Origin of the sequence: Bradyrhizobium sp. i1.15.2, from assembly GCF_040548425.1 — a bacterium.
Classification (GTDB): domain Bacteria; phylum Pseudomonadota; class Alphaproteobacteria; order Rhizobiales; family Xanthobacteraceae; genus Bradyrhizobium; species Bradyrhizobium canariense.
Genome location: NZ_JBEPRQ010000029.1, coordinates 48,806 through 64,442 on the forward strand (window position 1 = coordinate 48,806; position 15,637 = coordinate 64,442).

Genomic DNA, 15,637 nt, shown 5'->3' on the forward strand with positions numbered 1-15,637 from the left:
TCAGGATGAGGCCGGAATTCGCGGCGCGATCGACCAGACCTACATCTGGACTTCGATTAGCCGCGGCCCGGGCTCGGCGACGGCTTCGGCCAGCGCCTTGTTGAACTCGTCCGCGTTGGTGACGGCGCGGCCGGGCACGCCCATGCCCTTGGCCAGCGCCACGAAATCCAGCGTCGGCCGGTCGAGGCGAAGCATGTCGTTGGCGCGCTGGCCGGGCTCGCCGGCGCCGACATTGTCGAACTCGCCGCGCAGGATCTGGTAGATGCGGTTGGCGAACACGATGGTGACGATGTTGAGGTTTTCGCGCGCCTGCGTCCACAGCGACTGGATCGTGTACATCGCGCTGCCGTCGCCGACCATGCAGATCACCTTGCGGTCCGGGCAGGCGATCGCGGCACCGATCGAGAGCGGCGTCGAGAAGCCGATCGAGCCGCCCATGTTCTGGAGCCAGTCGTGCGGAGCAGCCGCCGCCGTCGGCGGGAAGAAGGCGCGGCCGGTGGTGAGGGATTCGTCGACCAGGATTGCGTTCTCGGGAATCGCATAGGCGATCGACTGGGCGATCGAGGCGTGGGTCAGTGCGCCGGTCGGCTTGAGCAGTTCGGCCGAAGCCTGCGGCTTGACGTCCTTCGCGCTGGCCTTCACCGCGCCGGCGAGCGCTTCCAGCGCTGCGACCGAATTCTCACCCCAGGAGGTCATGCGATGCACGTCGCAGCCCTCGGGCTTGAGGATGCTCGGCTTGTTCGGATAGGCGAAGAACGCCACGGGATCGTCGGACTCGACCAGCACGATGTGACGGAACCTCGCCAGCATCTGCAGCGCGTTGTCGATCACGTAGTGGATGCGATCGATCGAGAAGCGGCCGCGGCCGCGCGCCATTCTCGGACGGAAGGTCGGGCCCATCACGGTGCAGCCGGTCCTGGCGGCGATGCGCTCGGCCAGCGCCAGGCCCTGCTCGCTCAGCGCACTGCCGGTCATCAGCAGCAGCGTGCCCTCGCCGTCGCCGTGCAGGATTTTTGCGGCCTGCTCGACCGCCTGCGGCGAATAGCTCGCGCGCTGCTGCTCGGCCGGAACCTCCGCGATGCCATCCGCTTCGTTCCAGGCGGTGTCGGCGGGCAGGATCAGGGTCGCGATCTGCGGCGGCGCGCTCTTGGCGGCGGCGATCGCCGCGGCGCCGTCGGCGGCGACCGATTTGGAGTCCGGCGAGGTGCGGACCCAGGACGACATCGGCCGGGCCAGGCCCTCGATGTCGGAGGTCAGCGGCGCGTTGTAGCCGATGTGGTAGACGGCATGCTGGCCGACGATGTTGACGATGCCGGAATTCGCCTTCTTGGCGTTATGCAGATTGGCAAGGCCGTTGGCGAGGCCGGGACCGAGATGCAGCAGCGTCGAGGCCGGCGTGCCCTTCATGCGGAAATAGCCGTCGGCGGCGCCGGTCACCACGCCTTCGAACAGGCCGAGCACGCAACGCATGCCGGGCACGCGGTCGAGCGCTGCGACAAAATGCATCTCGGAGGTGCCGGGGTTGGAGAAGCAGACGTCGACCCCGCCCTTGACCATCGTCCGCACCAGACTTTCCGCACCGTTCATCCATCAGCTCCCGCAACCGGCAATGTTCCAACAATCCGTCCGATCAATCATTGTTCGCTCGTCTCGTCAAAGCAATAGCCGGCATCGCCGCCCTGCCCCGCGCAGCGATGCGCCGGTTTGACTAACGTTTTCTTCCAACTGGCGCGGTTGCCGATTTGGTAACTTCCTTCATTAAGGATGCCTCCCTCACGGGGCCGTGGCTTGCGGAAAGCCCGCAAATATGGCCTGTAACTTCAGTTGAATCGATTTTTTGCTGGGGGAACAATGATCCGGTATTTTGCCGCGCCGATTGCCGCCATCGCACTGCTGTCGGCCACCGCCGGCGGCGCCTTCGCCGAGGAGTTCGACTCGCGCGACATCATGGGCGGCGGCCCGAATTTCTTCCGCGGCGGCTCGAGCCCGGTCCCCCGCACCACCGTCATGTACAACGGCAATTACGCCCCCGGCACGATCGTGGTGAACACCTCGGAGCGCCGGCTCTATCTGGTGCTCCAGAACGGCCAGGCCCTGCGCTACGGCATCGGCGTCGGCCGCGACGGCTTCCGCTGGGGCGGCGTGCACAGGATCACCGCCAAGAAGGAATGGCCGGACTGGACGCCGCCGTCGCAGATGCTGGCCCGCCGGCCGGACCTGCCGCGCCACATGAAGGGCGGTGTCGAGAATCCGCTCGGCGCGCGCGCAATGTATCTGGGCTCGACGCTCTACCGCATCCACGGCTCCAACGAGCCGGAGACGATCGGCCAGGCGGTGTCCTCGGGCTGCTTCCGCATGACCAACGACGACGTCACCGACCTCTACGGCCGCGTCGGAGTCGGCACCACCGTGGTCGTGCTGAACAACTAGCAGGAACCGACGGGCGCGTGGATATGCGGTCTTGTGCGCGCGACGCGAATACGGCAGCGTCGCTTGGCAATGAGCGCATTAGCCCCGCCTTCGTCCGGCTTTCGCATCGCCCTGCTGGCGCTCGCCACCGTCGCGTTTGCCCCTGACACCGCTACCATCGCCGTCGCGGGGGAATTGCCCGCGATCGTCTCGCGTCAGCGCGCCGAGAAGAAGAGCTTTACCGACGGCGAGATCGTCGATGGCTTTCTGAAGACGGCGTTCGGCGCCGAATATCACCTTGCCGGTCGTGTCGACCGCATCCGCAAGTTTGACGGGCCGGTGCGCGTGTTCGCCGAGAGCGACCGCGCCGACCGCAAGGCGCAGCTCGCAAAAGTCGTGGCCGACATCGGCAAGCACGTGCAGCATCTCGACATCGCCATGATCGACAGCAGCGAGGCGGCGAATGTGCGGGTGAAGCTCGTGCGCGACCGCGATCTGTTCCGCACCATCTCGAGCTTCTACGGTGCGGAGAAGGCCCGCGAGATCCGCACCTCGCTCGATCCGCAATGCCTGTCCGGCTTCCGCAAGAACGACAATTTCGAGATCGAGCATTCCGACGTCATTCTCACGGTCGACAACGGCGATTTCACCTTCCTCGACTGCGCCTATGAGGAGCTGCTGCAATCGCTCGGCCCGATCAACGACACCGCGAGCGTGCCCTGGACCATGTTCAACGACAACGTCTCGATGGGCTATTTCGACGTCTACGACCAGTACATCCTCAACCTGCTCTACGATCCCCGCATCAAGGCCGGCATGACCGTACAGGAGGTCAAGGCGGCGCTGCCCGACGTGCTCGCCGATGTGCGCGTGTGGGTGAGGCGTGTCAACGATCTGAAGGAATGAGGCGACGCTTTCCCTCTCCCCTTGCGGGAGAGGGTGGCTCGATGCGAAGCGGCGAGACGGGTGAGGGGTCTCTCTCCACGCGCGAACCTTTGGCTTTCGAATCCGCAGAAGCAACCCCTCATCCGGCGCTTCGCGCCACCTTCTCCCGCAAGGGGAGAACGGAAGAGACCGCCTTATTGCACAAGATCGGCAACGATGGTCGCGGCCTTGAGGCCGGTGCCGGTGAGGACCGCGACCGTGGTCTCGTTCGCCTTGATGGCACCGGCGACGGATAGTTTGTCCAGCGCGGCGGCAGCGCTGGCGCTGGTCGGCTCGGCGAACAGGCCCTGCCGCGCAAGACGCCGCAGCGCGGCGACGATCTCGTCCTCGGTGAGCGCTACCGTGCCGCCGCCGCTCTCGCGCAACACGGCGATGATCTCGCGCAGGCGCAGCGGATGCTTGATCGCGGTACCTTCGGCGATGGTCTTGCTGACCTCACGCGCGACAGGGGTGTCGACGCCGGCCTTGAAGCTTGCATCGATCGGCGAGCAATTGAGCGGCTGCGCCGCGAACAGGCGCGGCAGCCTGGCGATCTGGCCCGCCTTGAGCAACTCGCGGAAACCAAAGGCGCAACCCAAAAGGCTGCTGCCGGCGCCGACGGGAACGATGACGTTGTCGGGGGCGCGAAAGCCGAGATCTTCCCAGATCTCGTAGGCGAGCGACTTGGTGCCTTCGAGAAAGAACGGCTGCCAATTGTGGCTGGCATAGAAGGTTTGGCTCGACTGCTGGATGGCCTCGGCCTCCGATTCCTCGCGCGGGCCCTCGACGAGCTGCACCGCCGCGCCATAAGCGCGGACCTGCGCGATCTTGGCCGGTGACGTCGATGCAGGCGCGAGAATCTTCACGCGCATGCCGCCGGCGGCACCTAACCCCGCCATCGACGAGCCGCCATTGCCGGACGAGTCCTCCAGAATGGCGTCGACGCCAATCTGCCGAAGAAAGGACAGCATCACGGCGGAGCCGCGGTCCTTGAAGCTGCCGGTCGGGTTGAACCATTCGAGCTTGAAGAACGGGCGCAGTTCGCCCCAGGCCTGCTGCACCAGTGGTGTGCAGCCTTCGCCGAGCGTGATCGGAGTTTTGATCTCGACCGGGAGCGCCGCCCGGTAGCGCCAGAGTGAGCGCGCCCGGCTGTCAATGTCCTCGCGCGAGATCCCCGTCCCCGGCGTCACCAGCAGCGGCGTGCGCTCGTCCGAACACCAGCGCGGCTGGTCCAGCGGATAGAGCTTTCCGTTGCGAGGGTCGATGTAGGCGGCGGCGGGCATGGCGGTCTCCAAGGCAGAGGCAAAGGCGATCTGTAGGTTTGGTTTGATGACACGTTTTGTCCGGAAACTCGACGCCCGCCGCACCATCCGTGCACGCCCCCTTGAAAGCACGAAAAAGATAATTACTTCATCGGCTTACAGCGATCTCACCGGGGTCGGCCCGTGCGGTAGCGTGGCTCTCACGCAGCCCCTGCTGGCTCGGTGATGATGGGGATTTGGCCGCAAGCCGCCTGCCCTGCGCAGCACGATTAACTTGTCTGTCGTGGCTGGCCGCTACAATATGTTGGATTGCGTCGCCGGTGACCGCATCGGCAACGCCGCAGAGCCAGGCCCGTCCGAGCGGCGGGCCGTTGGCTTTTTGGGAGTTTGGTCATGAGCCGCGCGAACCGTACCGACCACATCCGCCTCACCTCCCATCCGGAGCCGGGCAGGACAGCCGCCTTCCCGATCCACTGGGGCGCAGCCGACGCGCGTATCCGCGGGCCGATCATCGGCACGGTATCGCGCGCCGCCGATCGCAACGTGATCGGCAGCCATGGCGGCTCCTATGCGATGTACCGCGCGCTCGCGGTGTCCGCCGGCGCGCTCGATCCGATTCGCAGGCCCGATCTCACCAACACCTTTCCGGCCGCGACCATCGGGCCGTTCGAGCAATGGCGCGATCCCGCAAAAATCGTCGCGCTCGATCCCTGGGGGCATCTCGTCGCCGAGAATTTCGGCAAGGACATTGCTGAGGGCATCGACATCAGGCCGAGCATCGCGGTAACGCGCGCGCGGCTCGACCTGCCGGAGATCCGCGAGGCGCTCGCCGCCAAGCGCCTGCGCGCCGACGGCGACGTCGTGCATGCCAATGGCAGTGTGTCGGTGGTGAAGATCGCGATCGATCCGGTCTGGTATCTGCCGGGCCTTGCGGAACGCTTTGCGACCAACGAGACCGAGCTGCGGCGCACGCTGTTCGAGCAGACCGCCGGCATGTTCCCCGAGCTGGTGACCCGGCCGGACATGAAGGTGTTCTTGCCGCCGATCGGGGGCACCACAGTGTACATGTTCGGCGATGTGACAAAGCTGCCGGACCATCGCACCAAGATCACCTGCCGGGTGCATGACGAGTGCAACGGCTCCGACGTGTTCGGCTCCGACATCTGCACCTGCCGTCCCTACCTCATCCACGGCATCGAGGAATCCGCGCGCGGCGCGCAGGAGGGCGGGCTCGGGCTCGTGATCTACAACCGCAAGGAAGGCCGCGCGCTCGGCGAGGTCACGAAATTCCTGGTCTACAATGCGCGCAAGCGCCAGGAGGACGGCGATGCGGCCGCCGCCTATTTCGAGCGCACCGAATGCGTCGCCGGCGTCCAGGATGCCCGCTTCCAACAATTGATGCCCGATACCATCCACTGGCTCGGCCTGAAGCGCATCGACCGCTTCCTCTCGATGAGCGACATGAAGCACGACGCGCTGACATCGCAGGGCATCGACATCGTCGAGCGCGTGCCGATCCCGCCCGAGCTCATTCCCGCCGACGCCTATGTCGAGATCGCCGCGAAGAAGGCCGCCGGCTATTACTCCACCGACATCGCGCCGGAGAAGGACGTCGACGGCGTTGTCGGGCGTTCGCTGGAAAAATACTGATCGATTGATGGCAGACGCTTTGGAATTGCAGGCCCGTTCGCTGCTCAGCGCAGCAGCGGTTCGCGCGCGTGCCGGGGAGATACTTGACATCGGCCTTGCCGGCGGACTCACCCATTTCACTGTTGATCTCGATCGCATGGACGGCGTTGCTGATGCCGTGCTCGCGGTGACGCGAAAGGCCTATCCGACGCTGGAGATTCCGTTCCATGCGCGGTGGCGCCATTTTGTGCTTGGCGGCGTCGACCGTTGGGCGCGGCTTGCAGACGCGGCGTCGTGGCCCGATCGCGCGGCGCGGGCGCGCGCGGAGTTCGACCTTGCCATCGTCAGCGTGCTGCTCGATGCCGGCGCGGGTGCGGCGTGGCGATACCGCGACGCTGTGACGCGACAAGAGATCGGCCGGTCGGAGGGACTCGCGATTGCAAGTCTCGACATGTATGCGAGCGGTCTTTTCTCCCGCGATGCCCGCGCGCCCTTCAGGGCCGATGCCGACGTGCTCGCGCAACTGCCGCTCGCCGCGCTCAGCTCGGCGTTTCAAGTGAGCGACACCAATCCGCTGCTCGGGCTCGAGGGGCGGACCGATCTGCTGCGGCGCTTGGGCAAGCTGGTGGCGGAGCGCGCCGACGTGTTCGGCTCGCACGACACGCCGCGGCCGGGCGGCCTGTTCGATCACATCGCGGCACAGGCGAATGGCGGCGCGGTTCCCGCGCCCGCGATCCTATCCGCAGTGCTGAACCAGCTCGGACCGATCTGGCCGTCTCGACTGGAGCTTGCCGGAATTCCGCTCGGCGATTGCTGGCGCCATCCGGCGATCAAGGCCAGCGATGCGACCTCGGGCCTCGTGCCCCTGCACAAGCTGTCGCAATGGCTGAGCTATTCGCTGATCGAACCGCTCCAGCGCGCCGGAATTGACGTGACCGACATCGACGGCCTGACCGGGCTTGCCGAGTATCGCAATGGCGGCCTGTTCGTCGATCACGAGGTGCTGCGCCTGCGCGACGCCGCCGACGCCGAACGTGCGCATGCGGTGGACTCCCTGCTTGTCGTCGAGTGGCGCGCGCTGACCGTGGCGCTGCTCGATCGCCTGGCCGAACTGGTCCGCGCAAAACTCGGCCGCACGCCTGAGACATTGCCGCTCGCCAGCATTCTGGAAGGCGGCACCTGGGCCGCGGGCCGCGCCATCGCCTTCGCGCGCCGGCCCGACGGTTCGCCGCCGCTCAAGGTGATCAGCGACGGCACGGTGTTCTAGTCTCTCGTTCGAGTTCGCGGAAACAGACCCCTCATCCGGCGCTTCGCGCCACCTTCGCCCACAAGGGGAGAAGGGCAAAAGCAAGAGCATCCCGTCATGCAAGGCGTCACGATCGTCGATCATCCGCTGGTGCAGCACAAGCTGACCCTGGTGCGGGACAAATCGATCTCGACCAAATCGTTTCGGGAGCTGATCAAGGAGATCGGCATGCTGCTGTGCTACGAGGTGACGCGCGATCTGCCGCTCGCCGATACCGTTATCGACACGCCGCTGGCGACGATGCATTCGGCCAAGATTGCCGGCAAGAAGCTGGTCTTCGTGCCGATGCTGCGGGCCGGCACGACCTTCGTCGACGGCATGATGGATTTGGTGCCGACCGCGCGCGTCGCGCATATCGGCCTCTATCGTGAGCCGCACAGTTTTGCGGCGGTCGAGTACTTCTTCAAATCGCCGTCCGATCTCGGCGAACGCCTGGCGATCGTGGTAACGCCGGTGGTTGCGACCGCCAATACGGCTGTGGCCGCAATCGACCGGCTGAAGGAGCGCGGCGCCAAGGACATTCGCCTCGCCTGCCTGATCGCCGCCCCCGAAGGGCTCGAACGGCTGCGCGGACTGCATCCGGACGTCCCGATCTGGACGGCTGCGGTCGACGAAGGTCTCGACGAGAACGGCTTTATCCTGCCGGGCATCGGCGACGCCGGCGACCGCGCCTACGGGACGAGATAGGCGCCGGCCTGCAAACCGCGTCACGGTAGGAACAGCTTCGCCCGCGCAAGGTTTTTCCTGCTCTAGGATGGAGAGCACGATGACCTATCAGGATGACGACCGCAGAGTAGACAGAGCACGCCTCAACAGCCCGGTGGGCTGGGCGATCGGCGCGATCTTCGTGATCGCCGTCGTCGCGGCGGTCTTCTTCTACAATGGACGCGATGTCGGTCCCCAGACCACGACCACCAGCCCGAACAACGCGCCGAGCGTCACCACGGGCTCAACCAATCCGGCCGCCCCGGCAAAGTGATACGAGGGCCGCTCCGTCAGGTCGGCGGCCGCGGCGGCAGATCCTTCGCATCCGCGGGCGCGGGCTTCTCCTTGAGGTCGGCGATCAACCGTTCCATCTCGCCGATCTCCCGCACTTGGGCTTCGATGATGTCGTCGGCCAGCTTGCGGACGCGGGGATCCCTGATGTGCGCGCGCTCGCTGGTGAGAACCGCGATGGAATGATGCGGGATCATCGCCTCCATATAGGCGACGTCGGTCACGGTCTGCTGGCTTCGAACGAGCCAGAGCGAAACCGCAAACACGACGGCGCTGGCGGCCAGAATGGCGACGTTCGCCGTGCGGTTCCTGTACATGCCCCACATGAAAGCGAGCATCACGGCGGCCATGACGGCGCCCATCAGCAGCGCCATCCACGTCCGGGTCTGGCTGTACCAGACGTGATCCAGAGCGAAGGTGTTGAGATACATCAGACCGAACATGATCACGGTGGAAGCCGCGATCATCGTGACGAAACGACCGTAAGCCATGAGGAACATTCCCGCTGTCTATCGGGGGATAACCACTCCCCGAGGGATCGTTCCTCGCCGATTCATGATTTGGCGCGGGGCCGACGCGTCGGCGGCAAGAGATTCAGATCTTGCCGCTGCCGCAGATCCCCTTCAGTGACCGCCACTCTGCATCCGTCAGCAGCGGCGGGCCGCTGGCGGGGCGATCCTCCTTCGTCATGCGCGCGAGCCGGTCCTCGGTCAGCGGATGGCTCGCCAGGATCGACGTGAGGCCGCCGCCTTCCTTGCCGGTGATGCGGAACATCAATTCGGCTGCGGGCTTCGGCGAACGGCCGAGCTTGTGCATGATCTCGATGGCAAACGTATCCGCAGCGGTCTCGGCTTCGCGTGAATAGGAAGCCTCGACCACGCTGCGCGAGGCGAAGATCACGGCGCTCGAGCCGGTGACGTCGCCGAACAACAGGCCGATCAGGAACGAGGTGCCGCCGTTGTAGATCAGGCCGCGCATGTTGTCGTAATGCTTGAGATGACCGAGCTCGTGGGCGAGGATGCCGGCGAGCTCGTCCGGGCTTTCGGCCTTGTCGAGCAGGCCCTTCAGCACGAAGACCTTGCCGCCCGGCAGTGCGAACGCGTTCGGCACCGGGGTCGGCAGCACGCCCGCGGTCATGGAATCGTCGTCGAGGCCGGCGGCATCGCGCAGCCGATTGACGAGTTTGATGAAGGCCGCCTTCCCCGCCGCATCCTCGCACGCATTGCGGCCGAAGATGGTCTTCACCTGAACCTCCGACGCATCGCCAATGCGCCGCTCGATCGGTTTCGGCACCAGCGGCGCCAGGCGGTCGGCAGCGAGCGGCACGCCGAACAGCACGACGCAGACGATGGAGACGGCGGCAGCCATCGACCAGCCGACGATTTTTGCGACGCCGCGGCGCGAAGTCTGGTGGTCGTCGAGCCGCATGCAGCGCGCGGTCACGTCTGAGGCGAGCAGAGCGTCGCGGATTTCCAGCCGCGCCAGCGGCGGCGCGGAACCGCAGGCGAGCCGCAAAATGCCGGGCGGGCTGTCGGCGCGGCGGATGTCGGCATAGCCCCAGCGAACGGGCGTCGCACCCTCTTCGAGGATCTCGAGCGCGTCACTGAGCGTCAGCGTCACCTGCCGCCTGCGGCTCGACACGCCGTCGAAGAAGATCGTCGGCTTTGCGGACTGCGCCGGGGCTTCGGCGAATACGTCACTCACAGCTCAGAATCCCGCGACATCGAGTCCATCGGCAAAGCCTTCGCCGAGCGCACTGGCAAGCTCGGCGCTGCCGCGCACGTCCGCGGCGGCGGCGATGTTGTGCACATCGACCGTTTCCAGCACCTTGGCCCAGAGATCGCGCTGGAGATAGACCCGCATGACGATGTTGAGGGCCAGGGCGAGTGCGAGGTAGCCGACGACCATCATCACCAGTGTCGGGATGCTCTTGGCCGCATTGCCGGGCCCCAACGCCTGCTCGACCGAAAGACCGCTCAGCTTGACGACGAGCATGGTGGCTCCGCCGACATAAGCGGCGAAGATGACCGAGAGCAGCATCCACCAGCCGATCACCTTCCAGTACAGGCCGTAAAATGCGTTGCGCGGAAGTTGCGAGGACACGCTGACATCGCCGATGCGGATACCGTCGAGCCACCAGCGCCACTCGCGCGCCTTGAACTCGGCATAGACGAACGGCGCGAGCGGAAAGATCACCATCGCGATCGGGCTCAGCAGCCACAGCCACCAGCCGCGCTTGAAGAACGTCCAGCCGTCAGCCGCGAAATCGCCGCGCAAATCGCCGTAATGGGTGTGCCGCATCTTGTAGCGTTCGAGCGAGGCCTCGCGCCATGGCAATGCGAGCCCAAGCGTCAGAAACACCAGCAAGCCCCACAGCATGGCGCGGAACGAATAGGCCCAGCCCGATCCATCCATCCAGAATCGCACGCCGCGCCAGACCGTCCGCGTCAGGCGATAGCGCCGCGCGCGAAAGATCGCGAACTGGCCGAAAGCGTAGAAGCTGATGAACAGCGGCGTCGAGGCAAAGCCCTGCCAGCGCTCGAACTCGATGCCGACAAGGAAGTAAGCGAGGTAGATCGGCACCAGGATCGCGAGCGCGAACAGGAAGCCGACCAAGAGCTCCTTGGCCCGCCCGGTATATTCGGCGGCGTCGCCGTCGACCGCAGTGTTCGCCCACAGATGACGGCGGATGTCGGTGACGAGCCAGAACCGGTAGAAGCCAAAGGTGACGAGCTCGAGCAGGGCACCCTTGGTAACCAATTTGCGAAACTCGGTGCGGTTGCCGGTGAAATCGACCCCCGTGGGCGGCAGCGGCGGGGGTAAGGGTTCGGAGCCGATGGGCGTCCATTGCATATCGTTCACGGTGGCAACCTCGGGGTGCGGACCTGGTTCGATCAAACTATAGATCAGAGATTAGTCGATCCCCAAGATGGGCGGGTTCGATTTGGCTCGATTCCGGTCAATTTTTGGCGCGTTTTCGCAGCCGTGGGCGTGCGCGAGATCACGTTCGCGAATGTCTGGTAGCCCGGATGGAGCGCCGCGCAATCCGGGACAGCGGCAGTGGCCGCCCGAATCCCGGATTTCGCTTCGCTCCATCCGGGCTACTTCACACCCATGTGGCAAAACTCGCCCTTGCTCCGGCGCAGACAACCGGCTGTAATTGCAAATCAAATACCGCAGCGCAGAATTCAACGAGAACGCGCGGTTATGTCAGGGAGAGCGGTCATGCATGGGACCATCGAAAGCGCGGCGAAGCTCGACGCGTTGCGCGCACGCGCAACGTCACTGCCGCTGGAGCAGTTCGATCCGGGCGACCCCGAGCTGTTCAGGACCGATACGTTCTGGCCCTATTTCGATCGCCTGCGCCGCGAAGATCCCGTGCACTATTGCAAGGACTCGATGTTCGGGCCGTATTGGTCGGTGACGCGCTACAACGACATCATGGAGATCGAGACCAATCATTCGGTATTCTCCTCGGCCTCCTCGCTCGGCGGCATCACCATCCGCGACATCGATCCGGAACTGCGTCGCGAGAGCTTCATCTCGATGGACCCGCCGCGCCACGCGGCGCAGCGCAAGACCGTGGCGCCGATGTTCACGCCGACGCATCTGGACAATCTCGCGCTCAGCATCCGCAAGCGCTCGGCCGAGTGCCTGGACAATCTGCCGCGCGGCGAGGTGTTCGACTGGGTCGACCGCGTCTCGATCGAGCTCACCACGCAGATGCTCGCGGTGCTGTTCGACTTCCCCTGGGAGGACCGCCGCAAGCTGACGCGCTGGTCGGACATCGCGACCACCATTCCCGGACCCGACGGCCTCGTCGCCACCGAAGACGAGCGTCAGGCCGAGCTCACCGAATGCGCCGGCTATTTCGCGCGGCTGTGGAAGGAGCGCATCGAGCAGCCGCCGAAGAGCGACCTGTTGTCGATGATGGCGCATGGCGCCGCGACGCGCGACATGGACGCGAAAAACTTCCTCGGCAATCTCATCCTTCTGATCGTCGGCGGCAACGACACCACCCGCAACACCATGTCCGGCTCGCTTGACGCGCTGAGCCAGCATCCGGAGCAATATCGCAAGCTGCGCGAAAACCCCGTGCTGCTCGACAGCTTCGTGCCGGAAGTGATCCGCTGGCAGACGCCGCTGGCCCATATGCGGCGCACCGCGCTTGCGGACTTCGAGTTCCGCGGCAAGCAGATCAAGAAAGGTGACAAGGTCGTGATGTGGTACGTCTCGGGCAACCGCGACGCCGACGCGATCGAAAAGCCCTACGAATTCATCATTGACCGCGCGCGGCCGCGCACGCATCTCTCGTTCGGCTTCGGCATCCACCGCTGCGTCGGCTTGCGGCTTGCCGAACTCCAGCTCAAGATTATCTGGGAAGAGATCCTCAAGCGATTCGACCATATCGAGGTGGTCGGCGAACCCAAGCGGGTCTATTCGAGTTTCGTGAAGGGTCTCGAAACCTTGCCGGTGAAGATCGCGGCGTGAGATTACTCCCTCTCCCCGTTCTACGGGGAGGGTCGGGGTGAGGGGCTCTATCCGCGAGAAAAGTAGCCGCCGACTCGCGGAGAGTCCCCCTCACCCGGAATCCGCGCGGTGCGCGAATTCCGGCCTCTCCCCGCAAGCGGGGAGAGGCGAAGAAAGAGAAACACTGGAGCTACGACCATGAACATCCAAGCGCCGGTTCAAGTGGACAAGGCCGAACGCATGCGCAGGGCCCGCGAGGAGGCCTATGCGACGCCGCTGGCGCAGTTCCACCCGGGCGCGCCCAGGCTGTTCCAGGATGACACCCTGTGGCCGTGGTTCGAGCGGCTGCGCAAGGAAGAGCCGGTGCATTACTGCACCAACGCGCCGATCGAGCCGTATTGGTCGGTGGTGAAGTACGACGACATCATGCATGTCGACACCAACCACGGCCTGTTCTCCTCTGACTCGACGCTCGGCGGCATCGGCATCCGCGACGTGCCGGAAGGTTATGACTGGCCGAGCTTCATCGCCATGGACCAGCCGCGTCATTCGTCGCAGCGCAAGACGGTGTCGCCGATGTTCACGCCGACTCATCTGGACGAACTGGCGAAACTGATCCGCCAGCGCTCGCAGACCGTGCTCGACAATCTGCCGCGCAACGAGACCTTCAATTTCGTCGAGCGCGTCTCGATCGAGCTGACGACGCAGATGCTGGCCACCCTGTTCGACTTCCCCTGGGAAGAACGGCGCAAGCTGACGCGCTGGTCAGATGTCGCGACCGCGCTACCCAAGAGCGGCATTGTTGCCTCGGCCGAAGAGCGCCGCCGCGAGATGGACGAATGCTACGCCTACATGTCCAAGCTCTGGAACGAGCGCGTCAACTCCGCGCCGCGCAACGATTTGCTGTCGCTGATGGCGCACAACGACGCCACGCGGTTCATGGATCCCGACAATCTCATGGGCAACATCATCCTGCTCATCGTCGGCGGCAACGACACCACGCGCAACACCATGACCGGCTCGGTGCTGGCATTGAACGAGAACCCGGAGCAGTACGACAGGCTGCGCGCCAACCCGGAACTGATCGATTCCATGGTGCCCGAAGTGATCCGCTGGCAGACCCCGCTCGCGCATATGCGGCGCACCGCGCTGCAGGACACTGACGTTGGCGGCAGACACATCAAGAAGGGCGACCGCGTCGTGATGTGGTACGTCTCCGGCAACCGCGACGAGGAGATGTTCGAGAGGCCGAACGAATTCATCATCGACCGCCCGCGGCCGCGCACCCACCTCTCCTTCGGCTTCGGCATCCACCGCTGCGTCGGCATGCGCCTCGCCGAGCTCCAGCTCAAGATCGTCTGGGAAGAGATGCTGAAGCGTTTCGACCGCATCGAGGTGGTCGGCGAGCCCAAGCGGATCTATTCGAGCTTCATCAAGGGGTATGAGTCGTTGCCGGTGAGGATTCCGGCCTGAGCTCTATCCTCCGTCATTGCGAGGAGCCCTTGCGACGAAGCAATCCAGACCGCCGCGGCGGAGAGATTGCTGGATTGCTTCGCTGCGCTCGCAATGACGAGGTTTTGGCGGCACGTGCGCGCCAAACTGGCGACGCACGAACCCAGCTATAAAATTCCGGCATGACAGCTCGCACAACATGCGATGGGTCGCACACGGCCTTCTGTCCTAAACCGCACCGGCACATCTAACTCAATTTGATGTCCCACACGCCGTCCTTGCGGCAGGCGGCGACCTCCTCGCGCAGGAGGGCGGTGACGGCAACCGAGGCCGTCGAGACCGGACGATCGATCGGAGAGGCGAATATGAGCTCGCGCGTCATCGGCTTCGAGACGACGGCCGTTTCCAGCCGCCCGTCCGCGACCTCGGCGTGGACCGACGAGGGCGGCAGCAGCGCGAAGCCGAGGCCTTCCTCGACGAGGCTCGTGAGCACGCGGAATGAATCCGCCTCGAGCTGGACGTTGAGCTTGATCTTGCGTTGCGCCGCCGCGTGCTCGATCAGCGCACGGAGACCGTGGGAATGACTGGGCAGCACCAGCCGCTGCCGCAGCAGCCAGCCGATATCGACGCTCTTCTTGCGCGCGAGGCCACAACCGCGCGGACCCACCGCGACGATGTTGTCGCGCCCCAAGCTCTCGACGTTGAGATGCAGATCGGCGGAGCGGCCGTAGAGGATGGCGAGATCCATCTCGCCGCGATGCAGCCATTCGACCAGATGGCCGCTGTAGCTCTCGACGATGCGCAGCGAAATGCCCGGGAATTTTTCGACGCAGCGCCGCGCGAAGCGCGCCGACAGCACGCAGCTCACGGTCGGGACCAGGCCGAGCACGACCTGGCCGGACGGCGGCCCCTTGGACGACTGGATATCGTCGCGGATCTGGTCGATCTGCCGCACGATGCCCGAGGTGCGCGCCAGCAACAGGCGGCCGGCATCCGTGAGCACCATGCCGCGGCCGTTGCGGGTGAACAATTCGGTGCGCAGCTCGTGTTCCAGGAGCTTGATCTGCCTGGAGAGCGCCGGCTGCGCCACACGCAACGTGTCGGACGCCTTGGAGAGGCTGCCGAGCTCCGCCACGCAACTGAAGGTCCTGAGCTGACGGAAATCCATGCTTGCCAATCCTGGAAGGCT

14 protein-coding genes are annotated in these 15,637 nt (G+C 65.1%); 8 read left to right on the plus strand and 6 right to left on the minus strand.

The window, feature by feature from the left end:
* Nucleotides 1–39 precede the first annotated feature (39 nt).
* Complete coding sequence (locus ABIB80_RS33035; protein ID WP_007596473.1) at nucleotides 40–1,587, minus strand: acetolactate synthase large subunit; 1,548 nt, start codon at nucleotides 1,585–1,587, stop codon at nucleotides 40–42.
* 264 nt (nucleotides 1,588–1,851) lie between these two features.
* On the opposite strand from ABIB80_RS33035, the gene ABIB80_RS33040 reads away from it, so the two are divergent.
* Entirely contained in the window at nucleotides 1,852–2,430 is a 579-nt protein-coding gene (locus ABIB80_RS33040) for a L,D-transpeptidase (RefSeq protein ID WP_007596474.1), read from the plus strand.
* Nucleotides 2,431–2,499: 69 nt separating this feature from the next.
* Nucleotides 2,500–3,315 carry a DUF2927 domain-containing protein gene (locus ABIB80_RS33045; protein WP_007596475.1) on the plus strand — a complete coding sequence of 272 codons (816 nt, stop codon included), beginning with the start codon at nucleotides 2,500–2,502 and terminating at the stop codon, nucleotides 3,313–3,315.
* A gap of 173 nt (nucleotides 3,316–3,488) precedes the next feature.
* Here ABIB80_RS33045 and ABIB80_RS33050 read toward each other — a convergent pair whose 3' ends face one another.
* Nucleotides 3,489–4,616 (minus strand): threonine synthase, encoded by a 1,128-nt coding sequence (locus tag ABIB80_RS33050; protein ID WP_035993571.1) that lies wholly within the window; start codon nucleotides 4,614–4,616, stop codon nucleotides 3,489–3,491.
* Between the two features lie 372 nt (nucleotides 4,617–4,988).
* Between ABIB80_RS33050 and ABIB80_RS33055 the strand changes: the two genes are divergently transcribed.
* The 4 genes from ABIB80_RS33055 (at nucleotide 4,989) to ABIB80_RS33070 (ending at nucleotide 8,509) form a co-directional block, all read left to right on the plus strand.
* Nucleotides 4,989–6,245 carry a GTP cyclohydrolase II gene (locus ABIB80_RS33055; RefSeq protein ID WP_007596478.1) on the plus strand — a complete coding sequence of 419 codons (1,257 nt, stop codon included), beginning with the start codon at nucleotides 4,989–4,991 and terminating at the stop codon, nucleotides 6,243–6,245.
* A gap of 7 nt (nucleotides 6,246–6,252) precedes the next feature.
* Nucleotides 6,253–7,491 (plus strand): URC4/urg3 family protein, encoded by a 1,239-nt coding sequence (locus tag ABIB80_RS33060; protein ID WP_007596480.1) that lies wholly within the window; start codon nucleotides 6,253–6,255, stop codon nucleotides 7,489–7,491.
* Nucleotides 7,492–7,587: 96 nt separating this feature from the next.
* Nucleotides 7,588–8,217, plus strand: coding sequence for a uracil phosphoribosyltransferase (gene upp, locus ABIB80_RS33065; RefSeq protein WP_007596482.1), 630 nt, complete (start codon nucleotides 7,588–7,590; stop codon nucleotides 8,215–8,217).
* A gap of 79 nt (nucleotides 8,218–8,296) precedes the next feature.
* Complete coding sequence (locus ABIB80_RS33070) at nucleotides 8,297–8,509, plus strand: hypothetical protein (RefSeq protein WP_007596483.1); 213 nt, start codon at nucleotides 8,297–8,299, stop codon at nucleotides 8,507–8,509.
* A 16-nt stretch (nucleotides 8,510–8,525) separates the two neighbouring features.
* Here the strand turns inward: ABIB80_RS33070 and ABIB80_RS33075 are convergent, their stop codons facing one another.
* From ABIB80_RS33075 to ABIB80_RS33085, 3 genes are all read right to left on the minus strand, one after another.
* On the minus strand, nucleotides 8,526–9,017 hold the full coding sequence (locus ABIB80_RS33075) for a DUF305 domain-containing protein (RefSeq protein WP_007596484.1): 492 nt from the start codon (nucleotides 9,015–9,017) through the stop codon (nucleotides 8,526–8,528).
* Between the two features lie 103 nt (nucleotides 9,018–9,120).
* A complete protein-coding gene (locus ABIB80_RS33080) occupies nucleotides 9,121–10,230 on the minus strand; it encodes a M48 family metallopeptidase (protein ID WP_007596485.1) in 1,110 nt (369 codons plus the stop codon).
* Between the two features lie 3 nt (nucleotides 10,231–10,233).
* Entirely contained in the window at nucleotides 10,234–11,379 is a 1,146-nt protein-coding gene (locus ABIB80_RS33085; protein ID WP_371261370.1) for a DUF898 family protein, read from the minus strand.
* Nucleotides 11,380–11,751: 372 nt separating this feature from the next.
* Here ABIB80_RS33085 and ABIB80_RS33090 point away from each other — a divergent pair, with 372 nt between their 5' ends.
* On the plus strand, nucleotides 11,752–13,017 hold the full coding sequence (locus tag ABIB80_RS33090; RefSeq protein ID WP_007596487.1) for a cytochrome P450: 1,266 nt from the start codon (nucleotides 11,752–11,754) through the stop codon (nucleotides 13,015–13,017).
* Between the two features lie 177 nt (nucleotides 13,018–13,194).
* Nucleotides 13,195–14,469 carry a cytochrome P450 gene (locus ABIB80_RS33095; protein ID WP_007596489.1) on the plus strand — a complete coding sequence of 425 codons (1,275 nt, stop codon included), beginning with the start codon at nucleotides 13,195–13,197 and terminating at the stop codon, nucleotides 14,467–14,469.
* A gap of 226 nt (nucleotides 14,470–14,695) precedes the next feature.
* Here the strand turns inward: ABIB80_RS33095 and ABIB80_RS33100 are convergent, their stop codons facing one another.
* A complete protein-coding gene (locus tag ABIB80_RS33100) occupies nucleotides 14,696–15,616 on the minus strand; it encodes a LysR substrate-binding domain-containing protein (protein ID WP_007596491.1) in 921 nt (306 codons plus the stop codon).
* Nucleotides 15,617–15,637: the final 21 nt, after the last annotated feature.

Excerpts from the sequence above, each read along its gene's own strand:
- ABIB80_RS33085 (WP_371261370.1), bottom strand. The coding sequence starts at position 11,379 with ATGCAATGGACGCCCATCGGCTCCGAACCCTTACCCCCGCCGCTGCCG.
- ABIB80_RS33050 (WP_035993571.1), bottom strand. The coding sequence starts at position 4,616 with ATGCCCGCCGCCGCCTACATCGACCCTCGCAACGGAAAGCTCTATCCG.
- ABIB80_RS33095 (WP_007596489.1), top strand. The coding sequence starts at position 13,195 with ATGAACATCCAAGCGCCGGTTCAAGTGGACAAGGCCGAACGCATGCGC.
- ABIB80_RS33090 (WP_007596487.1), top strand. The coding sequence starts at position 11,752 with ATGCATGGGACCATCGAAAGCGCGGCGAAGCTCGACGCGTTGCGCGCA.
- upp (WP_007596482.1), top strand. The coding sequence starts at position 7,588 with ATGCAAGGCGTCACGATCGTCGATCATCCGCTGGTGCAGCACAAGCTG.
- ABIB80_RS33100 (WP_007596491.1), bottom strand. The coding sequence starts at position 15,616 with ATGGATTTCCGTCAGCTCAGGACCTTCAGTTGCGTGGCGGAGCTCGGC.
- ABIB80_RS33070 (WP_007596483.1), top strand. The coding sequence starts at position 8,297 with ATGACCTATCAGGATGACGACCGCAGAGTAGACAGAGCACGCCTCAAC.
- ABIB80_RS33075 (WP_007596484.1), bottom strand. The coding sequence starts at position 9,017 with ATGGCTTACGGTCGTTTCGTCACGATGATCGCGGCTTCCACCGTGATC.
- ABIB80_RS33055 (WP_007596478.1), top strand. The coding sequence starts at position 4,989 with ATGAGCCGCGCGAACCGTACCGACCACATCCGCCTCACCTCCCATCCG.
- ABIB80_RS33035 (WP_007596473.1), bottom strand. The coding sequence starts at position 1,587 with ATGAACGGTGCGGAAAGTCTGGTGCGGACGATGGTCAAGGGCGGGGTC.
- ABIB80_RS33045 (WP_007596475.1), top strand. The coding sequence starts at position 2,500 with ATGAGCGCATTAGCCCCGCCTTCGTCCGGCTTTCGCATCGCCCTGCTG.
- ABIB80_RS33060 (WP_007596480.1), top strand. The coding sequence starts at position 6,253 with ATGGCAGACGCTTTGGAATTGCAGGCCCGTTCGCTGCTCAGCGCAGCA.
- ABIB80_RS33040 (WP_007596474.1), top strand. The coding sequence starts at position 1,852 with ATGATCCGGTATTTTGCCGCGCCGATTGCCGCCATCGCACTGCTGTCG.